This window comes from Hymenobacter convexus (genome assembly GCF_030580955.1).
GTDB lineage: Bacteria > Bacteroidota > Bacteroidia > Cytophagales > Hymenobacteraceae > Hymenobacter.
This window is the reverse complement of the sequence record NZ_JAUQON010000009.1, coordinates 27,033-43,803: the sequence shown is the minus strand read 5'-3', so window position 1 is coordinate 43,803 and position 16,771 is coordinate 27,033. Positions and strand designations below refer to the sequence as shown.

Annotated in this window: 10 protein-coding genes; 4 read left to right on the top strand and 6 right to left on the bottom strand. The window is 62.6% G+C overall.

The window, feature by feature from the left end:
- The 3 genes from Q4S41_RS18195 to Q4S41_RS24610 all read right to left on the bottom strand — a co-directional run bounded on the left by Q4S41_RS18195 (position 1) and on the right by Q4S41_RS24610 (position 8,831).
- Complete coding sequence (locus Q4S41_RS18195) at positions 1-2,835, bottom strand: DUF4231 domain-containing protein (protein ID WP_305032563.1); 2,835 nt, start codon at positions 2,833-2,835, stop codon at positions 1-3.
- 194 nt (positions 2,836-3,029) lie between these two features.
- A complete protein-coding gene (locus Q4S41_RS18190; RefSeq protein ID WP_305032562.1) occupies positions 3,030-8,426 on the bottom strand; it encodes a CHAT domain-containing protein in 5,397 nt (1,798 codons plus the stop codon).
- Between the two features lie 228 nt (positions 8,427-8,654).
- Positions 8,655-8,831, bottom strand: coding sequence for a hypothetical protein (locus tag Q4S41_RS24610; protein ID WP_369811333.1), 177 nt, complete (start codon positions 8,829-8,831; stop codon positions 8,655-8,657).
- Positions 8,832-9,351: 520 nt separating this feature from the next.
- Here Q4S41_RS24610 and Q4S41_RS18180 point away from each other — a divergent pair.
- Positions 9,352-9,903 (top strand): hypothetical protein, encoded by a 552-nt coding sequence (locus Q4S41_RS18180; RefSeq protein WP_305032560.1) that lies wholly within the window; start codon positions 9,352-9,354, stop codon positions 9,901-9,903.
- A gap of 32 nt (positions 9,904-9,935) precedes the next feature.
- Complete coding sequence (locus Q4S41_RS18175; protein ID WP_305032559.1) at positions 9,936-10,208, top strand: hypothetical protein; 273 nt, start codon at positions 9,936-9,938, stop codon at positions 10,206-10,208.
- On the opposite strand, the gene Q4S41_RS18170 is transcribed toward Q4S41_RS18175, so the two are convergent.
- Positions 10,205-10,612, bottom strand: coding sequence for a cupin domain-containing protein (locus tag Q4S41_RS18170; protein WP_305032558.1), 408 nt, complete (start codon positions 10,610-10,612; stop codon positions 10,205-10,207). The genes Q4S41_RS18175 and Q4S41_RS18170 overlap by 4 nt on opposite strands.
- Positions 10,613-10,961: 349 nt before the next feature.
- Here Q4S41_RS18170 and Q4S41_RS18165 point away from each other — a divergent pair, with 349 nt between their 5' ends.
- Together Q4S41_RS18165 and Q4S41_RS18160 are read left to right on the top strand one after the other, a co-directional pair.
- Positions 10,962-12,128: an aldo/keto reductase gene (locus tag Q4S41_RS18165; protein ID WP_305032557.1), complete on the top strand. Its 1,167-nt coding sequence runs from the start codon at positions 10,962-10,964 to the stop codon at positions 12,126-12,128.
- Positions 12,129-12,454: 326 nt separating this feature from the next.
- A complete protein-coding gene (locus Q4S41_RS18160) occupies positions 12,455-13,246 on the top strand; it encodes a glucose 1-dehydrogenase (RefSeq protein WP_305032556.1) in 792 nt (263 codons plus the stop codon).
- Between the two features lie 115 nt (positions 13,247-13,361).
- Here Q4S41_RS18160 and Q4S41_RS18155 read toward each other — a convergent pair whose 3' ends face one another.
- Together Q4S41_RS18155 and Q4S41_RS18150 are read right to left on the bottom strand one after the other, a co-directional pair.
- Entirely contained in the window at positions 13,362-14,342 is a 981-nt protein-coding gene (locus Q4S41_RS18155) for an aldo/keto reductase (protein ID WP_305032555.1), read from the bottom strand.
- 65 nt (positions 14,343-14,407) lie between these two features.
- Entirely contained in the window at positions 14,408-16,741 is a 2,334-nt protein-coding gene (locus Q4S41_RS18150) for a xanthine dehydrogenase family protein molybdopterin-binding subunit (protein WP_305032554.1), read from the bottom strand.
- Positions 16,742-16,771: the final 30 nt, after the last annotated feature.

Sequence of the window (16,771 nt, the reverse complement as noted above, 5' to 3'; positions counted from 1 at the left end):
TCAGCTCAGCTCGGCTTCGCGCAGGAGCGTATAGGTGAAGCGCTTTTTGGCGCGGTAGTGCTCGCAGATGCGCAGGAAATCGGCGTGGTCGGTGGCGCGCTGGAACACCTGGCAGCCCGCCGACCAGTTATTGACCAGGGCCGAGTTTTCGCCGGCGTGGTGAATGTTGATGCCGAAGATGCCGTTCTGCTTTTTGCCGGTTTCCTCCGCCACGTCGTTGCGGTTGTTGTCGCGGTAAATCGTGAGGGAGCCGCGCTGCACCAGGGCCGGGTGGTTTTTCTGGTACCTCGACATCAGGTGGTAGCCCAGCTCGTAGGCGTTCACGTACTGCCCGGGCGCCAGCACGGCGCAGCCACCGGCCACGGGCTTGGTCAGGGAAATGGTGCCGGGGCGCGTCGTGATGGGCCAGTGCAGCAGCCGCTCCCGGCCCACGTCGTGGGCCAGCTGGCTCAGGGCGAAATCGGTGTTCGGGCCGGGAATGCCGTCGGCTACAATCGGTCGGCCATTTTTGCCTTTATAGCCCCAGGCCGCCAGAAATTGCTGCTGCTGGATGAGGGTTGAGTCGGGCGGAAAGTTGGGCTGTTTCCAGGAGCAAAAAATCCGGTCGCCGAAGGTGTTGTTTTTGTAATTCTTCGTGCGAATGCCCACAATGTTCAGCTGGTCGTCGAACCAACGGAAGTTCTGGCTTTCCACCGCTTGCCGGAGCAGGTCGGGGGTGATGCTGGCCGTGAGCCACGACGCTTTGGCCGGGCGCGGCGCCGGGCTGGCGGCCAGCCCATTGGCCTGCACGGCCACCAACAGGGTGGGGGCAGGCGCCAGGGCCTGCAGGGCTTCGCCGGCAAGGAGCGAAATGTCGGAAGTTGGGCCCGCCTCGCCCGTGGCTGCCGTTGCAGCTGGCTCTTCGGCCACCGGCTCCGGGGTGCGAATGGCCACGTCCACTTCCACGTTGTCGGTCTGCACCATGGCGGTTACCTGCGCGGGGCTTGGGCTGGCGGCCGCGGCGGTAGGGCGGGCGCGCTCGTCTTCTTCGCGGGGCGTAAACCGGACGGCGGGCCGCCATTTCTGGGCATCTTCGGCGGTCAGGGCCTGGGTTTTTTCCAGGTCGGCCAGCGCGTTTTTCATCTGCTGCACCCAGCCATCGAGTTCGGACTGCAGCACTTTTTCGGTCCGGTCCACCAGAAAGTCGATGTTGGCTTGCCGCGTCTTTTCGGCCGCCGACAGCGCTTTCCACCAACTCTTGATGTTGTCCAGGTCGGCCGCGGCCTGGTTGAATTTCAGCAGGTTGGCTTCCGTCTGGCGGTAGGTGAGCAGCGCGCCCAGCGCCGCCGTCAGCGAGGCCGTCACCGCAATCCAGACTTGCTGGCTGATGGCGGCTAAGAGTGTGCCCGCGCCCCCCACAAGGAGCGTCAGCCAATACAGCCACTGAAACTGCCGGCCCAGCGTCTTGGTCCGCTTCCGGAAATACCGCAGCTGGTCTTCCAGGCGCACTTCCACGTAGCGCTCGGGCGCGAGGTAGCCAAAGCCGCTGTCTCCGCCGGCCGCCTCGTCCATATACGGCGGGAAGCCGCTGGCCTTGTCGTACTCCTGCAGGTGCGAACCGTTGGCCTCGCTCTGCATGGTCCGTTTCATGATTTCGGCCATGCGCGCGGCCAGCTGCGGGGCCGCGTTTTTCTGGTAGTCGAGGGCCCGGGCCCGGTAGCTGTATATCTCGCTTTTGAGCGCTTCGGCCCCGGCGCGCAGCACAAACCACTTCGAGCTAATCTTGAACTTGTAGGCCGCGGCCACCAGCACGGTGAGCACAATGGGGATGAGCAGCAGCGCGCAGTGCAGCAGCCACACCCCAAAATTGTGGCGGGTGAGGCTGGTAAAGGCCATATTGAAGGGCACCGCCGGGCTGCCATACACCACCTGCTTCACCACGGCCAGCACCGTCACTATCACCCCCAAAGCCATAATGCTCAGGTTGATGCGGTTGGAGTGGCGCTGCTGGTACTTGGCGTTCAGGTCGTAAATGGCAAAGTTCTCCCAGGCCTGGGTCAGCACTTCGTCGGGCAGCTGCGTTTGAGCGGTTAGCTTGCCGAAGTCGGCCGCGAAGTTGTTCAGGGAAAGAACGGTAAGCTGGCCTTCGGCGATGATTTCGTCAATCAGCTCGTTGGTGGGCTCGGTGTTGCCGGGCGTCAGGGCCGCCACCAAGTCATCGGCCAGGCCCCCGCTGCCCTGCACCACCGCCAGCGGAATGCCGTGGCGCACGGCGGCCAGGGCTTCCTCGGCCGCGCACAGCCCCTCGCCGGCCAGCAGCGCCAGCACCGGCACGTGCGCCGAGCGGTTGGCCAGGGCTTGCACCATGGCGTGCAGCACGGGCAGCTGGCTGCCCCAACGCTCTTCCGATTCAACCAGCACAAAGTCGGAGTGCCAGCTGTCGAGCTGGCGGGGTTTTTCGTCCGCCGCCGGCTGGTCGGGCTGGCCCGGGTAGGCCACCAGGGCGGCCGGCGCCACCCCCAGCAGCGATACCGGCTGCGCCTTCGTGGCCTGGCGCTGGTAGAAGGGGGCCGTTATCCAGTTGCGGGTGCCCGTGTCCATCACCACGCTGCGGCCCAGGCCCGCCAGCACCGCCAGCAGCGGCCCCGAAAGCGACTCCAGCGCCGCGTCGGCCGCCGAGGGCAGCTCGGGCGAGGCGCCCAGGGCCAGCAGCACGAAGTCGTACGATTTGACTTCCAGGCTTTCCAGCAACGACTCGGCGGGCGTGTCCTCCGCCGTAATTACCAGATTGGCGACGTTGCTGTTGTTGAATTTGAGCCGTTGGAGGGAGGTTTCAAGCGTAGAGGTAGAGGGCATCGTGGCAGTGGATTGAAGGTGGGGCAGAGTGACACAAGATTACATCAAATCAGCCAATTTAATGTAATGAATTATTAGTTTATTGTCATGCTTAGCGCTCTTATGGACAAGGCTTTGGTGGAAGCCACCAACGCAGCGCCGTGGCCCCCCCGAACCGAAGCCGACAAACCCGCCGGGCTGAACGGCTGGACTTATTAACTGGCCAGCGCGCCGTTCTCCAGGGCGGCAATCTGCTGGCTGAATTCGGCATATAGGCTGTCGAGGAATGCGCCCAGGTTGGCTTTATCCGGCGTTGGGGTGGCCTGCCGGAATGCGTGGCGCAAAAAGGCCAGCTGCTCCACCTCGGCTTTCTTTTTGCCCAGCGAACCGGCCTTGTCCCAGGTACGGCGATAGAGCTGCAGCAGCTCCGCCGTTTCAGCAGCCGTGACCGTGCCCGCCAGCAAAAGCAGGCACAGCTTGCAGTTGGCGGCTTCCATCATCGTCCAGTAGTCCATGTCGGCGGGGACGCCGTCGGCCATCGCCGCCGATATGGCGTCCGTGAGTTGTTGCCGGGCCTTTTTGAGGGGCGGCAAGCCCTTTTGGTTCTTGCTGTCCCACTTCTGGCCAAGTAGCCCGCAGAGGGCTTCCAGGGTATACCAGTTGGTGAGGGCATAGATTTGATAGCGGTTTTCGCAGCCCTCGGTCGCTTTCTGGTAGTAGCCGGCGGCGGTTCGGAGCGTTTCCAGCAACTCGGGCTGGTCGTTGGCTATCAGCATGGCCAGGCGCTTGTGGGTGCTGCCCAGCAGGTTCAGGCGCTCGTTGGTGCGGCCCAGCCGAAGCAGGGCTTGCAGCTCTTCGATGACGTCGTCCATCTCCTGCCGGGCCGCTTTGGCATCGAGGGTACCTTTGGCAAACCCTTGCACGCAGAGCTTGGCCCGGATGTTACAGGACTTCTCCAGCGCCGCCACCGAATACGTGGCCCTTTCGGCTTGGAGCAGCTTTTCAAGCTTAGCGAAGGCTTTTGGCAGGTCGTATAGCTCCTGGTAGATGTAGGCTTCGTGCTCGGTGATGGTGGGCGTGCGCAGCTGGCACTTGTCCACGCCGCGCCCGATGGCTGCTAGCTCGTCAATTACCTGCTCGGCAACGTAGCGGCCCGATTCCAGCTCGTTATAAAGGTTCAGGAGCTCGATTTCGGCTTCTTCGGCAATGACATAGCTGCGCTCCTGCGCCCGGCCCACGGGCGCCACGTTGCGCAGCTTGTAGAAGGGGTCGCCGTAGCACTGGTAGGCGCCCCAGGTGTTGCTGCGGTTGCCGGTTTGCTCATACACCGTGCGGCGCGCGGCCAGCACGGCCTCGCCAAACGGGCAGCCGTTCACCAGCTGGCTATAAAAGGTTTGGGCGAAAATGAGGGCCGCCGCGTCGTCGACGGCCCAGCCGGCTACCACCACCGCCTTCACCCCAATTTCGATGAGTTGGGTACCAATGTTGGCCGCCAGCTTGTACCGGTCGCGCGACTGGCGCTCGGCCGAGCCGTCGGTCTGGCCCAGGTAGCAGCAGTTCACAAACACCAGTTCCGGCACGGCGCTCATCTGGTCGATTTCCTGCGTGGAGAGGAACAAGTCCTTCCCGATGACCATGCCTGAGCTTTCGGGCTGGTCGGGCTGAAACAACCCGTGCCCGGCCAGGTGCACCACCTTGTAGTCCTGCCGAAACAGGTCGCGGACGATGCTGGTGGCGGTGCCGCCCACGTTGCGGGTGGTGGTCAGGTTGGTGTTCAGTAGGCTCTCCACGGCCAAGGCTTCCTTGGCGGCGCCGTCCAGTTGGGGCAGGAAGCCCTCCAGCAGCGGGTCGCCCACGACGAGGGCAGTTTCCTGCACGGCGCGCACAATGCGGGGCCGGTAGTCGGGCGTGGCCAGCCGCCGAATCATGCCCGCGTTCACGCACAGCGGCTTGTTGTCGTTCACGGTGTCCTGCAGCAGCTCCCAGGGGTAGGCAGCGGCCTCCTTGTCCAGCACCCAGCTCAGGTTGCTCTGGCGCTGCAGGCTTTCCTTCAGGTCGTTGGGAATGAGCAGCTCAAACACAATTTTAGCCGACTCCGCCGACCAATCGTTTTTCAGAGAAATGTCCTGCAAAAACTGCTCGATGAGGGCCTTGTTGCTCCGCAATTCGCGGCGCTCTTCGTGGGCGCCGCCCGTGGAAAGCGTGAACTGCAGGCGGCGCACGGCGCCGGGCTTCGTTTCCTTTTCCTCCTGGGGCAACTCCACATTTAGCTGGTTCCACCAGTTGCTGGTCTGGTCGATGGGCAGGCGCTTTTTGGCGCCAAACAGCTGCTGGATGCGCTGGTACTCGGTTTCGGCCGGCAGGCTGGCGCTGGCCTCCCGCTCAATCTTCTGCACGGCGTAGATGCAGCTCACGGCCATATCCTCGTAGAGCTCCACAAACTCGACGGTGCTCACGGCCGGGGCCTGCTCGCCCAGCAGCTTGCGCAGTTTCACGTTGGCATTTTGCACGCCCTGCAGCACGGCCCGCACCGAGGTTTCCACCGTCAGGCCACCGTACCCGCTCCCGATGATGAGCGCCGAAAGGCCGATGACCCGGGGCCGCACCCCCGGCAGGTTGCCCGACGCCAGGCCGTGCAGGTACTTGCTGGCGCCCTGCTCCACGGTCGTCGTCAGCCCGAAGGCCGTGAGCTGGCCAAACTCGCCCAGGCCCACGATGATGGCGCCCCGGTAGTCGGCCCCGGCCGGCAAAAACAGCTCGTTGCTGCCAATCGGGCCGGGGTAGCTGCCCAGGCTCCGGCGCTGGCTCAGGGCCTGGTCGAGGTAGGCATCGATGGCGCGCTCGGCGTAGTGAATGCCGTCTTTGCTGAAGTGGCCCGCCAGCAGCGGGAAATTGGCGTAGCGCAGGTCGCCGTTGGCCACGCGCACGCGCAGCGGCGCGGTGGCCACGCTCGCGGGCTCGGCGGTGGGCAGGCCCAGCAGGGTGGCGGCCACCCCGGCGGCCGAAAGGTCGAAATCCTCGGCACGGGTTAGGCGCGCCACGGGCATTACGCCGCGCGTGGCCGGCCGGGCGTGGCTCAGGGCCGTGGTCGAGCCCTTGGCCAGAATCTCACTGATGCCGGCAAAGATGCCGGGCGCGTCGGCCAGCGCCCCGTGCGTCACCTTCACGAAGTACACGGCCTGGGCCGGCAACTGCTTCGGTATGCCGGTGGCCCAGGTCACGCTGGAGTCGCCCTCGCCGGTGTAGGTAAATTCCAGCGCCGGACGCCCGTTGGCCGCGCTGATGCGGTAGCCGTTGGGCGTGGCTTCGTCCTGCCCGGCAATGTACACCGCGTTGCGGTAGTCGATTTTGTCGAGTCCTTTATTGACGTCTTTTATCAGCTTCTGATATTCACCAAACTGCACCAGTAACTCATCGGTGGGCAGCATGTCGGCGGGGCCGCCCACGGCGGCCAGCATGGTTTGCCAGGTCGATTTCAGGGCGAAATCATTGCCCGTTCCTTCTGCATCGGCAATGGGCAGCAGGTTCAGAATGCCGGGGAACTGCGCGAAAATGCGAATCAGGTCTTCCTTGGTGTGGCGAATGTCAATCTTGCCCAGCTTGTTGATGATGCCGTCGAGGCCCATGAGCACCGCCGGGATGCGGAACGAGCCGCGCAACGGGCAGCCCAGCATCACCAACTGGAAGCCGCTGGAGTGGTTCAATTCCTGCCAGGTGGCCGGGTGTTGCAGGATGAAATCGCGCACCAGCAGCCCGCCCATCGAGTGGGCAATCAGCTTGATGGGCTGCTTGAAGCGCAGCAATTCGGTCAGCTTGTCATTGAGCAGCTTGGCCGATTCCAGCAAACTCAGGCGCCAGTCGAAGGGAAAGGTTACCACGTCGTAGGTGGGCGCCAGGTAGTCGGCCAGGCGCTCGTACGAGGAGCGCACCACGCCAATCGTGCTGATGCCGGCGCTGTCGATGGCCAGGTCGGCCAGGTCGCCCATTACAAAGCGCAGGTAGTTAATCCACAAAGGCTTTTTGCCGGTGGCCAGCGTCGAGCCCATGATACCCGGCAGCAGCACCACAATGGGCTTGTCGCCGCTCACCTTGTTGCGGAACAGGTTGCCGCTGTCGAGGCCCAGCAGGGCGTTGCGGTCGCTCAGCACGCCCTCGAAGGGGTTGATGGTGGCAAAACCGGGCAGCAGCGCGCCGTCGGGGGCCTGCAGCACCTGCGTCAGCGACTTGACCGTGCGCGCGTTTTTGAAATAGTGAAAGTGGTCGATTTCCGGCGACGCATCGAAGTAGTACTGCACGTCCTTGGTGCGGCGCGCGCCCTGGTACATCGAGGTGGTGTTCACCACCAGGTCGTTGTTTTTGAGGTAGAACAGCTTGCTCACCAGCACCACCAGCGCCTTCAGGCTGGGCTTGATGGTACAGTTGCCCGAAATGACCACCAGCGGGCTATCCAGCCGCACCGTGGTGGCCGGGCTGTTCAGCACCTTGATGAAGGGCGACTCCGGGTTCATGGCTTCCAGGCCAGGCAGCACGTCGGCGTTGCCCGGGCTGGCGAGCAGCGCGCCGATGAGGTTTTTGAAAGCCGTGTACACCGGGCTGGCGACCAGCCCGGTGGCGTAGCCCAGCAGGTTGAGGGAGATGTTGAAAAACCGTTCCAGCCGGTCGGAGGCCAGAATGGTGCCGCCGGCCGGGCATGCCACCCGCACAAACTTGCGCACCGTGAGACGCTTGGCCACCACCACGCTGCTAATCTGGCGGATGAGCTCCAAATCGGCCGTCCGGTCGGTTTTGGCCAGGTATTCCTTTTCGTTGTGGTCGAAGCCCAGGTTGGCCTCGTCGCCGTTGCAGAAGCGGGCCAGCAGCTCGCCAATTAGCCCCCCGCGCGAGTGGCTGATGAGGTGCAAGGCGCTGTTGGCCGGCAGGGCCTCAATGAGCTCCAGCGTATTCTCCAGCGGGCTTTTGGTCAGGGTTTCGTGCTGAAAGGCCAGTACCCCGTTGGGCCCGTACGTCTGGCGGATGTAGCCCCATAGCTCCGAGCCCGTGAGCCCCCCAAACGAACCACTCGTGGACGACGCCGTGCCATGCAGAAACAGCAGGTACGGTTGGCCCGCCGTGGCGGCCGCCGCGGCCATTTCGGCCGGGCCGAATTTGTCAAACGTAAAGTCGTCGTTCAGCAGAAACAAGCCCCGGTGGCCTTCCAGCTGCTTCTCCTCCAGGTCGGCTGCCAGCTCGCGCACGCCTTTGGCCACCACCTGCTCCATGGCCTTGCCCGCGAAGATGCGCACCACCTTGAGGGCCACCGTGTCGAGGAAGCCCCGCTGCTCAGTGCCGCTGGCGCTTACCTGCGTGGGCAGGAAGAACGAAGGGTCGGCCGAGCGGACGCTGGGCACGGCTTCCGGGAAGGCCTCACCGATGGTATCGCCGTTGCACAGCCACACGGTGTCGTCCTCAAACCGCAGCTCCACCAGTTCCCCGTGGCTGATGTCAACCGGGTGGCTTTCCGCCAAGCCCCGGGTGCTGGCTTCAATCACGAAGGTCTGTGCCGGTACCTCGTCGGTGGCCCCGGCGGCAAAAGGCTGTAAACGGCCCGGAATGATTAGCTTGTCAACCTGCATAACTCGGCAATTTATAGGGGTTTATGCACCCAATGAGTTGCTGTTGTGCAGAAAATAAATCAGCCGCTTGACACACACCCATTGCTTTGCGTTGGCAATACTACCATATTTTATCTGTTTTTTATGATATGGCAATGTTGTTTCCGTTGACACTACATTCACTCCGTTTGCCGGCGTCGGTGCGTCGGCAGGGGGAGCTCACGTTTTGCCGCCTGAACTCCACCGTACTTAAAACCGAAAAACCCCGCCTGCGCAAGGCAAACAGGGTTTAAAGCGGAGATGCAAGCCCTTGAACCCCACCTCGGGGTAGATATCCGAAAGGCGCTTGTTTTCTTCCTGGAGCAGGTAGCGGGCTTCTTCCGGTCGCCGCTGGTAGAGCCACCGGCTGGGCGGGGTGTGAAAAATCTGCTGAAAATCGCGCTTGCGCGTGGTCAGGCTGCGGCCGGTGAGGCTGGCCAGCTGCTGGTACTGGTCGGACTTAACCCAGCAGCCACAGCAGCGAGGGGGGCGTTATATACGGCAACAGTCGCGGGCGGGCACAGCGCTCGTTTTGGTGAGCAGCTCAAATCAAGTCTCACCGAGCAAGGTAAAACAGCAAACCATTAGTGGGCGGTGAAACGAAAGGCCGCCGGCGTGAGGCCGGTTTTGCCATGAGATAAACGTGTGAAGCAGGGCGCGCGGGGTTACCTGTTTGAATTTTACACTCATTGGTTTGATTCCTGTTATGTACCTGGACTTGATGAGCAGAACTTTGTCCTGCTGCATGTAGCCTGCTCCAGGCAGCAGGGTTTCTGCCAGTTATCCGCTTCCCACGAGCGCAGCTGCTGACCGGAGCGTTGGGCTGGGCCAGCAAGCCGCGATGCCAACTGCGTGAGGACCACGAGCGGTCTGCTTACGCCGCCAGGTGACTACCGCCGATGTACTTATGAAAGGGTTTAAGGTTTACCAGATAACTACCGCTACTGGTTTGCGGGTGGCGGCTGGTCGCCGCGACTTGTATACCATTTGCCTGCTTACTGGCGCACGTCAGTTGCAGCACGCCGACCAGGAAATCGAACGGGATGGCACGTACCTGTTCGTCGGCCAGCCGCACGCGGGGGAGTTTTTGCCTCGGGGCGCGACCAGCCAGCTAGGCTTTGGCTGCCTGTTTACGGAAGAATTTGTGCAGGCAAACGGCCTGGCTGGGAAGCAGCAGCCGTGGGCGCGGGGGGGCTGCAATAACTTCAGCCCCTTCTCGCTCGGCGACGAGCAAGTGGCGTACCTCACCGCTCTGTTTGAGAAAATGCTGGCTGAGCAACAGTCGACCTACTGCTTCAAGCAGGAACTGCTCCGCAGCTACCTGCACTTGGTCCTGCATGAGGTACTACGCCTGCGCCAGCCAGCACCCAAAGGCCGCTTCCGGTATTACTTCCAACTCCCGGGTTCGGCGGGCGAAATAGGCGCTGCCTGGAGAAACCGCCAGCGTCAGGCGAGATAACCTTACTGCTGCTCTATTACCAAGGCAGACAGGTGCTAGAGCAGCTTTCCGGCCAGCCCGAAAAGGAGCCTGAAACCGGTTATGCCGCCTTCAGCCCCGAAATAGCCCGCTTCCTGAAAGAGCACTTGTTCGCCGACATCCTCGAGCGCGACGTGCTCGCCTACCAGGAGCGCGAACTGACCGCCATCGCGGCCCTCATGAGCTTGGGTGGCGTGGAGTCCATGCTGCAAGGCCAGAAGGCTGCAGAGGCGGCCCGACCGATGCCCAGTTGCAGCAGCTCACGCGTGTGGCGGAAACGGCCCTAGTGCACTGCCTGGTATTCGGCATCGGTTACGGGTTCCAGCCACACCGGTGCGCCCTGGCTAGCGCTGGGGTTGATGGCCAAATGGGCAAACCAGTCGGTGGCCGTGGCCCCGTGCCAGTGCACTACGTCTGGGGCAATAACGACGGTATCGCCGGGGCGCAGCAGGCGCGCGGGCTGGCCCTTTTCCTGGTAATAGCCCGTGCCGCTGGTTACCACCAGCAGCTGTCCGTGCGGGTGCGAGTGCCAGTTGTTGCGGCAGCCGGGCTCGAAGAGGACGTCGCCCACGGTGCAGTCAGTGGCGTTGCCGGCATTGGCCAGCATTTTAACCCAGGCCGTGCCGGTGAAGTACTGGGCCTGCGCTGGCTGGGCACTGGCGGGGGCCATTGGTTTTTCTTGGTTGCTCATTGGAAGGAAACATTTAGCCGCAGGGTCAGCGGGGTGAATGAAGTTCGCGGCAAAGGTCCGCTGACGGGGTTTTTCTCAAGCGAAAGAATCAAACGATTTCCTAATAATAATCAAATACGCAAAAGCGTCGATAGCATCTGCCTGGACGGAGCTGGCCAGGAGCCAAAGGCCAGAAATAGTGGCCTTTGTTTGAAAAATATACTAACTCGTTTGATTAGCTTTTTCCGGCGCCTTGAAACGGCCGGACCTTTACTAAGCCAATCCGAAGGCAGCCGGGCTCGTCCTGCACACGTTGTGCAAATTAGCTGGACTGTCTCGTAAACAATCAGTTCACATTCAAGCACGAGCCATGGACAATTCAAGCGAAAAACCAACGGTGGGCCTGAACCGCCGCGACCTGCTAAAAACCGGCTTACTCCTGGCCGGGGGCGCCATGTTGCCAACCGGCGCGGCCATGGCGGCTGCGGCTACCGCTGCGCCCTTAACTCCTGCCAAAGACAACGTGAGCACCCGTCGGAAGCTGGGCAAGCTGGAGGTTTCCAGCGTGGGCATGGGCGTCCAAAACATGAGCCGTACGTACCAGACGACGGTCCCCAACCGGGCCGAGATGCACCGCATCATCCGGAGTGCCTACGACCACGGCGTCACCTTGTTCGATGCGGCGGAGGCGTATGGGCCTTGGGAGGTAGAGCGCATCCTGGGCGAAGCCGTGGGTCCGTTTCGCAACAAAATCGTGATTGAGACGAAGTTCGGCTGGAACATCGACCAAAAAACCGGGCAGCGCCTGCCGGGCCTCAACAGCCGCCCCAACCACCTCAGGCTGGTGGTGGAGAACATGCTCAAGCGCCTGCGCACCGACCGGATTGACCTCTTGTATCAACACCGCGTCGACCCGGCGGTACCCATTGAAGACGTGGTCGGCGCCATTCAGGACCTCATCAAACAGGGCAAAGTGCTGCACTACGGCCTGTCGGAGCCCGGCCTGAAAACGGTGCGGCGCGCCCACGCCGTGCACCCGGTCACGGCCATCCAGAACGAATACTCCCTGCTCTGGCGCGGACCAGAGGCCGAAGTTATTCCGCTGTGCCAGGAACTCGGCATCGGGTTTGTGGCCTGGAGTCCGTTGGGCGTGGGCTTTCTCACCGGCGCCATCGATGCTCAGACGCGGTTTGCGCCGGGCGACATTCGCGGAGGCGAGTCGCGGTTCTCGCCCGAGAACCTACCCGCGAACCTGGCCCTCGTGGAACTGCTGAAAACCTGGGGCACCCGCAAAAATGCCACCCCCGGCCAGATTTCGCTGGCTTGGATGCTGGCGCAGAAACCGTTCATTGTGGCCATTCCCGGCACCACGCAGATGGCGCACATGCTGGAAAACAACGGGGCCGATGCCGTCCGGTTGACGGCCGACGAGCTCAAGCAGTTCAGCACCGAGGTCGCCAGGATTGAGGTCAAAGGCGAGCGGCTGCCGCAGATGGTGCTCCAGTTTTCGGGGGTGGAGGCCGCCCCCAAAGCATAGCCTGCCGAAGGGACCAGCCGGATTTGCCCTGGTTAGCCTTCAGCGATGAGCCGACTCAGCACGAACTGGAGCAGGCCGGCATTTCGGCGCACATCGCGGCCCGCTACGTGGAATTGGGAGCCGGATGGTAGTATTCACCAACTCGTTGATTCATCATTATTTGCTGATGATAAGCAGGCTGGTGCGATAAATGTTGAGCTATTTCTCTCAAACAAATACGGAAAAACGCGCTTTTAGAAACGTGCGCTTGGCCGTCGGGCAACGGCCTGATGGGCACAGGGCAGCCAGATGGGTTGCTCTCCGCAGGCATTTAATTCATGTTTTCAATGAGTAACTTTCAGGGAAAGAACATCATCATCACTGGGGCCGCGATGGGCCTGGGTTTAGCCACCGCCAAGGAACTGGCGGCCCGCGGGGCCAACCTCGTACTGGTCGACTACAATCAAGCGAGCTTAACCCAGGCGCAGCAGGAAATCGCTGCCCAATCGCCGGCCGTACGGCTCGTGACGGTGGTAGCCGATGTATCGAAAGAGGAAGCGGTTAAGAACTACGTCGACGAGGCGGTAAAAGCGTTTGGGCGCATCGACGGACTCTATAACAACGCGGGCATCGAAGGCAAGCAGGCCAGCATCGTGGACTATGATATTGAGGTCTTCAAAAAAGTCATCGACATCAACCTGATGGGCGTGTACTACGGCCTGCGCTACGTGCTGCCCGTGATGCAGGCGCAGCAGTACGGCCGCATCGTGAACGTGGCCTCGGTGGGCGGCATTCGCGGCGTGCTCAACCAGATGCCCTACGTGGCCAGCAAGCACGCCGTGTCGGGCATGACGAAAAACTCCGCGTTGGAGTACGGGCGCTACGGCATCACCACCAATGCCATTGCCCCTGGGGCCATCCTGACGCCGATGGTGGCCGATGCCTTCAAGCAAGTGAACCCCGCCGACCCCAAGCAGGCCGAAACCGAATACGCCCAGCGCAACCCCACCAAGCGCCTGGGCCTGCCCGAAGAAGTCGCCAAAGTCGTGACGTTCCTGCTCAGCGACGACGCTTCCTACCTCAACGGCCAAACCATCGCCATTGATGGGGGCGAATCGAATATGTATGGCAACAGCTAACTTGGCCAGCGGCCTTCAGGCGCTTGCCAATACACGAAAACACGCCTCTCAGCTTGCTCAACCATGAGCAGCCTGAGAGGCGTGTTTTGTTGATTTATACAGGTAAGCGACCCGCTTAGCGGTTGATGGCTTGCTGCGACTTTGCGTTGTAGCGGTCACCTTGGATTTCCACCTGGGCGAGGGCTTCCTCGATGCGCCGCAGGTCGTCGGCCGTGAGCTGCACGGCGGCTCCGCCGATGTTTTCTTCCAGCCGGTGCAGCTTGCTGGTGCCGGGAATGGGGACAATCCAGGGCTTTTGGGCCAGCAGCCAGGCCAGCGCAATTTGCGCCGGAGTGGCCTGCTTGCTAGTAGCGATGGTGCCGAGCAAATCAACCAATGCCTGATTGGCTTTGCGGTTCTCTTCTGAGAAGCGCGGCACGGTATTGCGGAAGTCGTTCGGGTTGAACTGGGTGTTCTGGTCAATCTTGCCCGTCAAAAAGCCTTTGCCCAGCGGGCTGAAGGGCACGAAGCCGATGCCGAGTTCTTCTAACGTGGGCAGTACGCTCTGCTCGGGCTCGCGCCACCACAAGGAGTACTCGCTCTGCAAGGCCGATACCGGCTGCACGGCGTGGGCCCGGCGAATGGTTTCTGCACCGGCTTCCGACAGGCCGAAGTACTTCACCTTGCCTTCCTGAATGAGGTCTTTCACGGCGCCGGCCACGTCCTCTATCGGCACGTTGGGGTCGACGCGGTGCTGGTAAAACAGGTCGATGTAATCGGTTTTCATGCGCTTCAGCGACTGCTCAATAACCGCCCGAATACGTTCGGGCCGGCTATCCATGCCCTCCGCGGGAGCGCCGTTTTTGAAGCCGAACTTGGTGGCAATGACTACCTGGTCACGCACCGGGGCCAGGGCCTGGCCCACCAGGGTTTCGTTCAGCTCCCCGTAGGCCTCGGCCGTGTCAAAGAACGTCACGCCCCGGTCGAAGGCCGTGCGGATGAGGTGAACGGCCTCGTCGGTGGGCGTTACCGAGCCAAAGCCAAAGGTCAGGCCCATGCAGCCTAAGCCCAGGGCCGATACTTCCAGGCCGCTCGGGCCCAGTTTTCGCTTTTCCATATTGGTTGATAAATAGTAAACAGTATTTCTGGTATGCTTATGTCCAGCCCTGCGCCGTTCAAGGCTCACGCCGGTTCCCGCAGGGCCGCCAGCACTTTGTTGGGCGTCATGGGTAAGTCGCGCAGGCGGCGGCCGGTGGCGTGGAACACGGCGTTGGCCACGGCGGCCGTCACGCCCACGATGGAAATCTCGCCGATGCCTTTCACGCCCATGGCATTCACGTAGGGGTCGTGCTCGTCGATGAACTCGACGGTCATTTCGGGAATGTCGGCATTCACCGGAACGTGGTAATCGGCCAGGCTGGCGTTGGTGTAGCGGGCCAGGTGCGGGTCGCGCACGGTCTGCTCCATCAGGGCGGCGCCGATGCCCATCGTGCTGCCTCCGATAACCTGCGAGCGGGCCGTTTTGGGGTTGAGAATGCGGCCGGCTCCGATAACGCTCACCCACTTGCTGATGCGGATGGTGCCCAGCTCGGGGTCGACGTGTACCTCACAGAAGTGCGCCCCAAAGGCGTGCATGGAGTGCTCAGCGGCATTTTCCTTTTTGTTGGGGTCGGCGTTGGCCGTGGTTTGCGGGGCCTCGTAGTTGCTGCCGTAGCGGCCCAGGGCGCTGCCCTCAATATCGCCCAGGCTAGCGCGCTTCATCACCTCGCCGAATGCTTCACCCTTGCCGGGGTTGGCTTTCAATTGCAGCCGGCCTTTTTCTGCTGCTACGTCAGCAGACTTAGCTCCGTATAGCGGCGACTTTTTATCCATCACGGCCAGCTTTATCAGCTTCTGCCACACTTCCTGCACGGCCAGATACACGGACGAGGACACCCGGCCGGCGGCCGTCGAGCCGCCCGACCACTGCGTGCTCGGCAGCACCGTGTCGCCCAGCTCGAAGCGCACGTTTTCGGGCGGGATGCCCAGCGAGTCGGCGGCTACCTGCGTGATGATGGTGTAGGTGCCGGTGCCCAGGTCGGTGGCGCCGGCCTGTACCACGGCGCGGCCGTCGGCGTAGAGGCGCACGCGGGCGTTGCCCTGCGAATTGTGCACGGGGTACGAGCCCGTGGCCATGCCCATGCCCACCAGCAGCTTGCCCTCGCGGGTGGCGCCGGCTTTGGGGTTGCGCTTGTTCCAGCCGATGAGTTCGGCCCCGCGGGCGTAGCACTCCTTCAGGCTTTTGCTGCTCCAGGGGTGGCCGGTGCTCGAATCGATGTCGGCGTAATTCAACAGGCGCAGCTGGATGGGGTCGAGGCCCAGCTGGGCGGCCAAATCGTCCATGCTGCACTCGATGGCGAAGGAGCCGGGCATGTCGCCGGGGGCCCGCGTCGCCGTGGAGGTCATCACGTTGGACTTGGCCAGCCGGTAAGTGGCCTCGTAGGCCGGCAGGTGGTAGAGCATGCCGATGATGCGGCTGTTGGTTTCGGCGTAGTCGTCCCAGGGCGAGGTCGTCGCCGTTTTGTCGTACACGATGCCCAGCAGCTTGCCTTCTTTGGTCGCCCCGAGGCGCAGGGTTTGCTGCTGTTCTTCGCGGTGGCCCATGCTGGTGAAGTTCTGCGGGCGGGTGAGCACCAGCTTCACCGGCCGGCCCACGGCCTTGGCAATCAGGGCGGCGTACACAGTATGCGGCCACACCCAGGCCTTGGAGCCGAAGCCACCCCCCAGGTATTTGGTGATAACCCGCACCTGCTCGGTGGCCAGGCCCAGCATCAGGCTCACCGTCTTCTGCGTTTCCGAAACGCCCTGCGTGGTCTCGTAAATGGTCAGCCGGTCAGCGGCTTCCCAGTGGGCCGTGGTCGCGCCCGGCTCCATGTAGTTGTGGTGGATGGTGGCGTGGGTGTAGGTAGCCGCGAGCTGCATCGGCGCCTTTTGCACCGCCGCCTGGGCGTCGCCGCGCTTGGTCACGCCGGGCATGCCCTTCACCGATTTCGGCACGTACAGCTGCGCCTTCGGGTCCTGGTAGGAGGAAACGGGGGCTTCGGGCGCAATAATCACCTTCACCAGCGAGGCCGCGTACTGCGCCCGTTCCAGCGTGTCGGCCACCACCACGGCCACGGTCTGCCCGGCGTAATGCACCTGGTCCGAGGTCATGGGCATAAAGCCCATCGGGGAATTTAGGGCCGCTTTATCGGCCGGGGCGTCGGGCGTTTTGGCCAGCTTGGGCAGGTTTTCGTGCGTGAAAATGGCCAGCACCCCCGGCTGCTTTTGCGCGGCGCTGCTTTCGATGCGCTGCACGCGGCCTTTGGCGACGGGGCTGGTAACCAGCACGGCGTGCACCAGGCCGGGCAGCTGGTTGTATTCGGCCGAGTACTTGGCGTGGCCAGTTACCTTCGCCCACCCATCCACGCGGTTCATCGGCTGCCCGACCACCGTGGGGGCGGCGTTGGTTTCAAAGAATTGCGGTTCGGTTTCCATACTGCGTAACGGCCTGTGGGGGAATGCTAT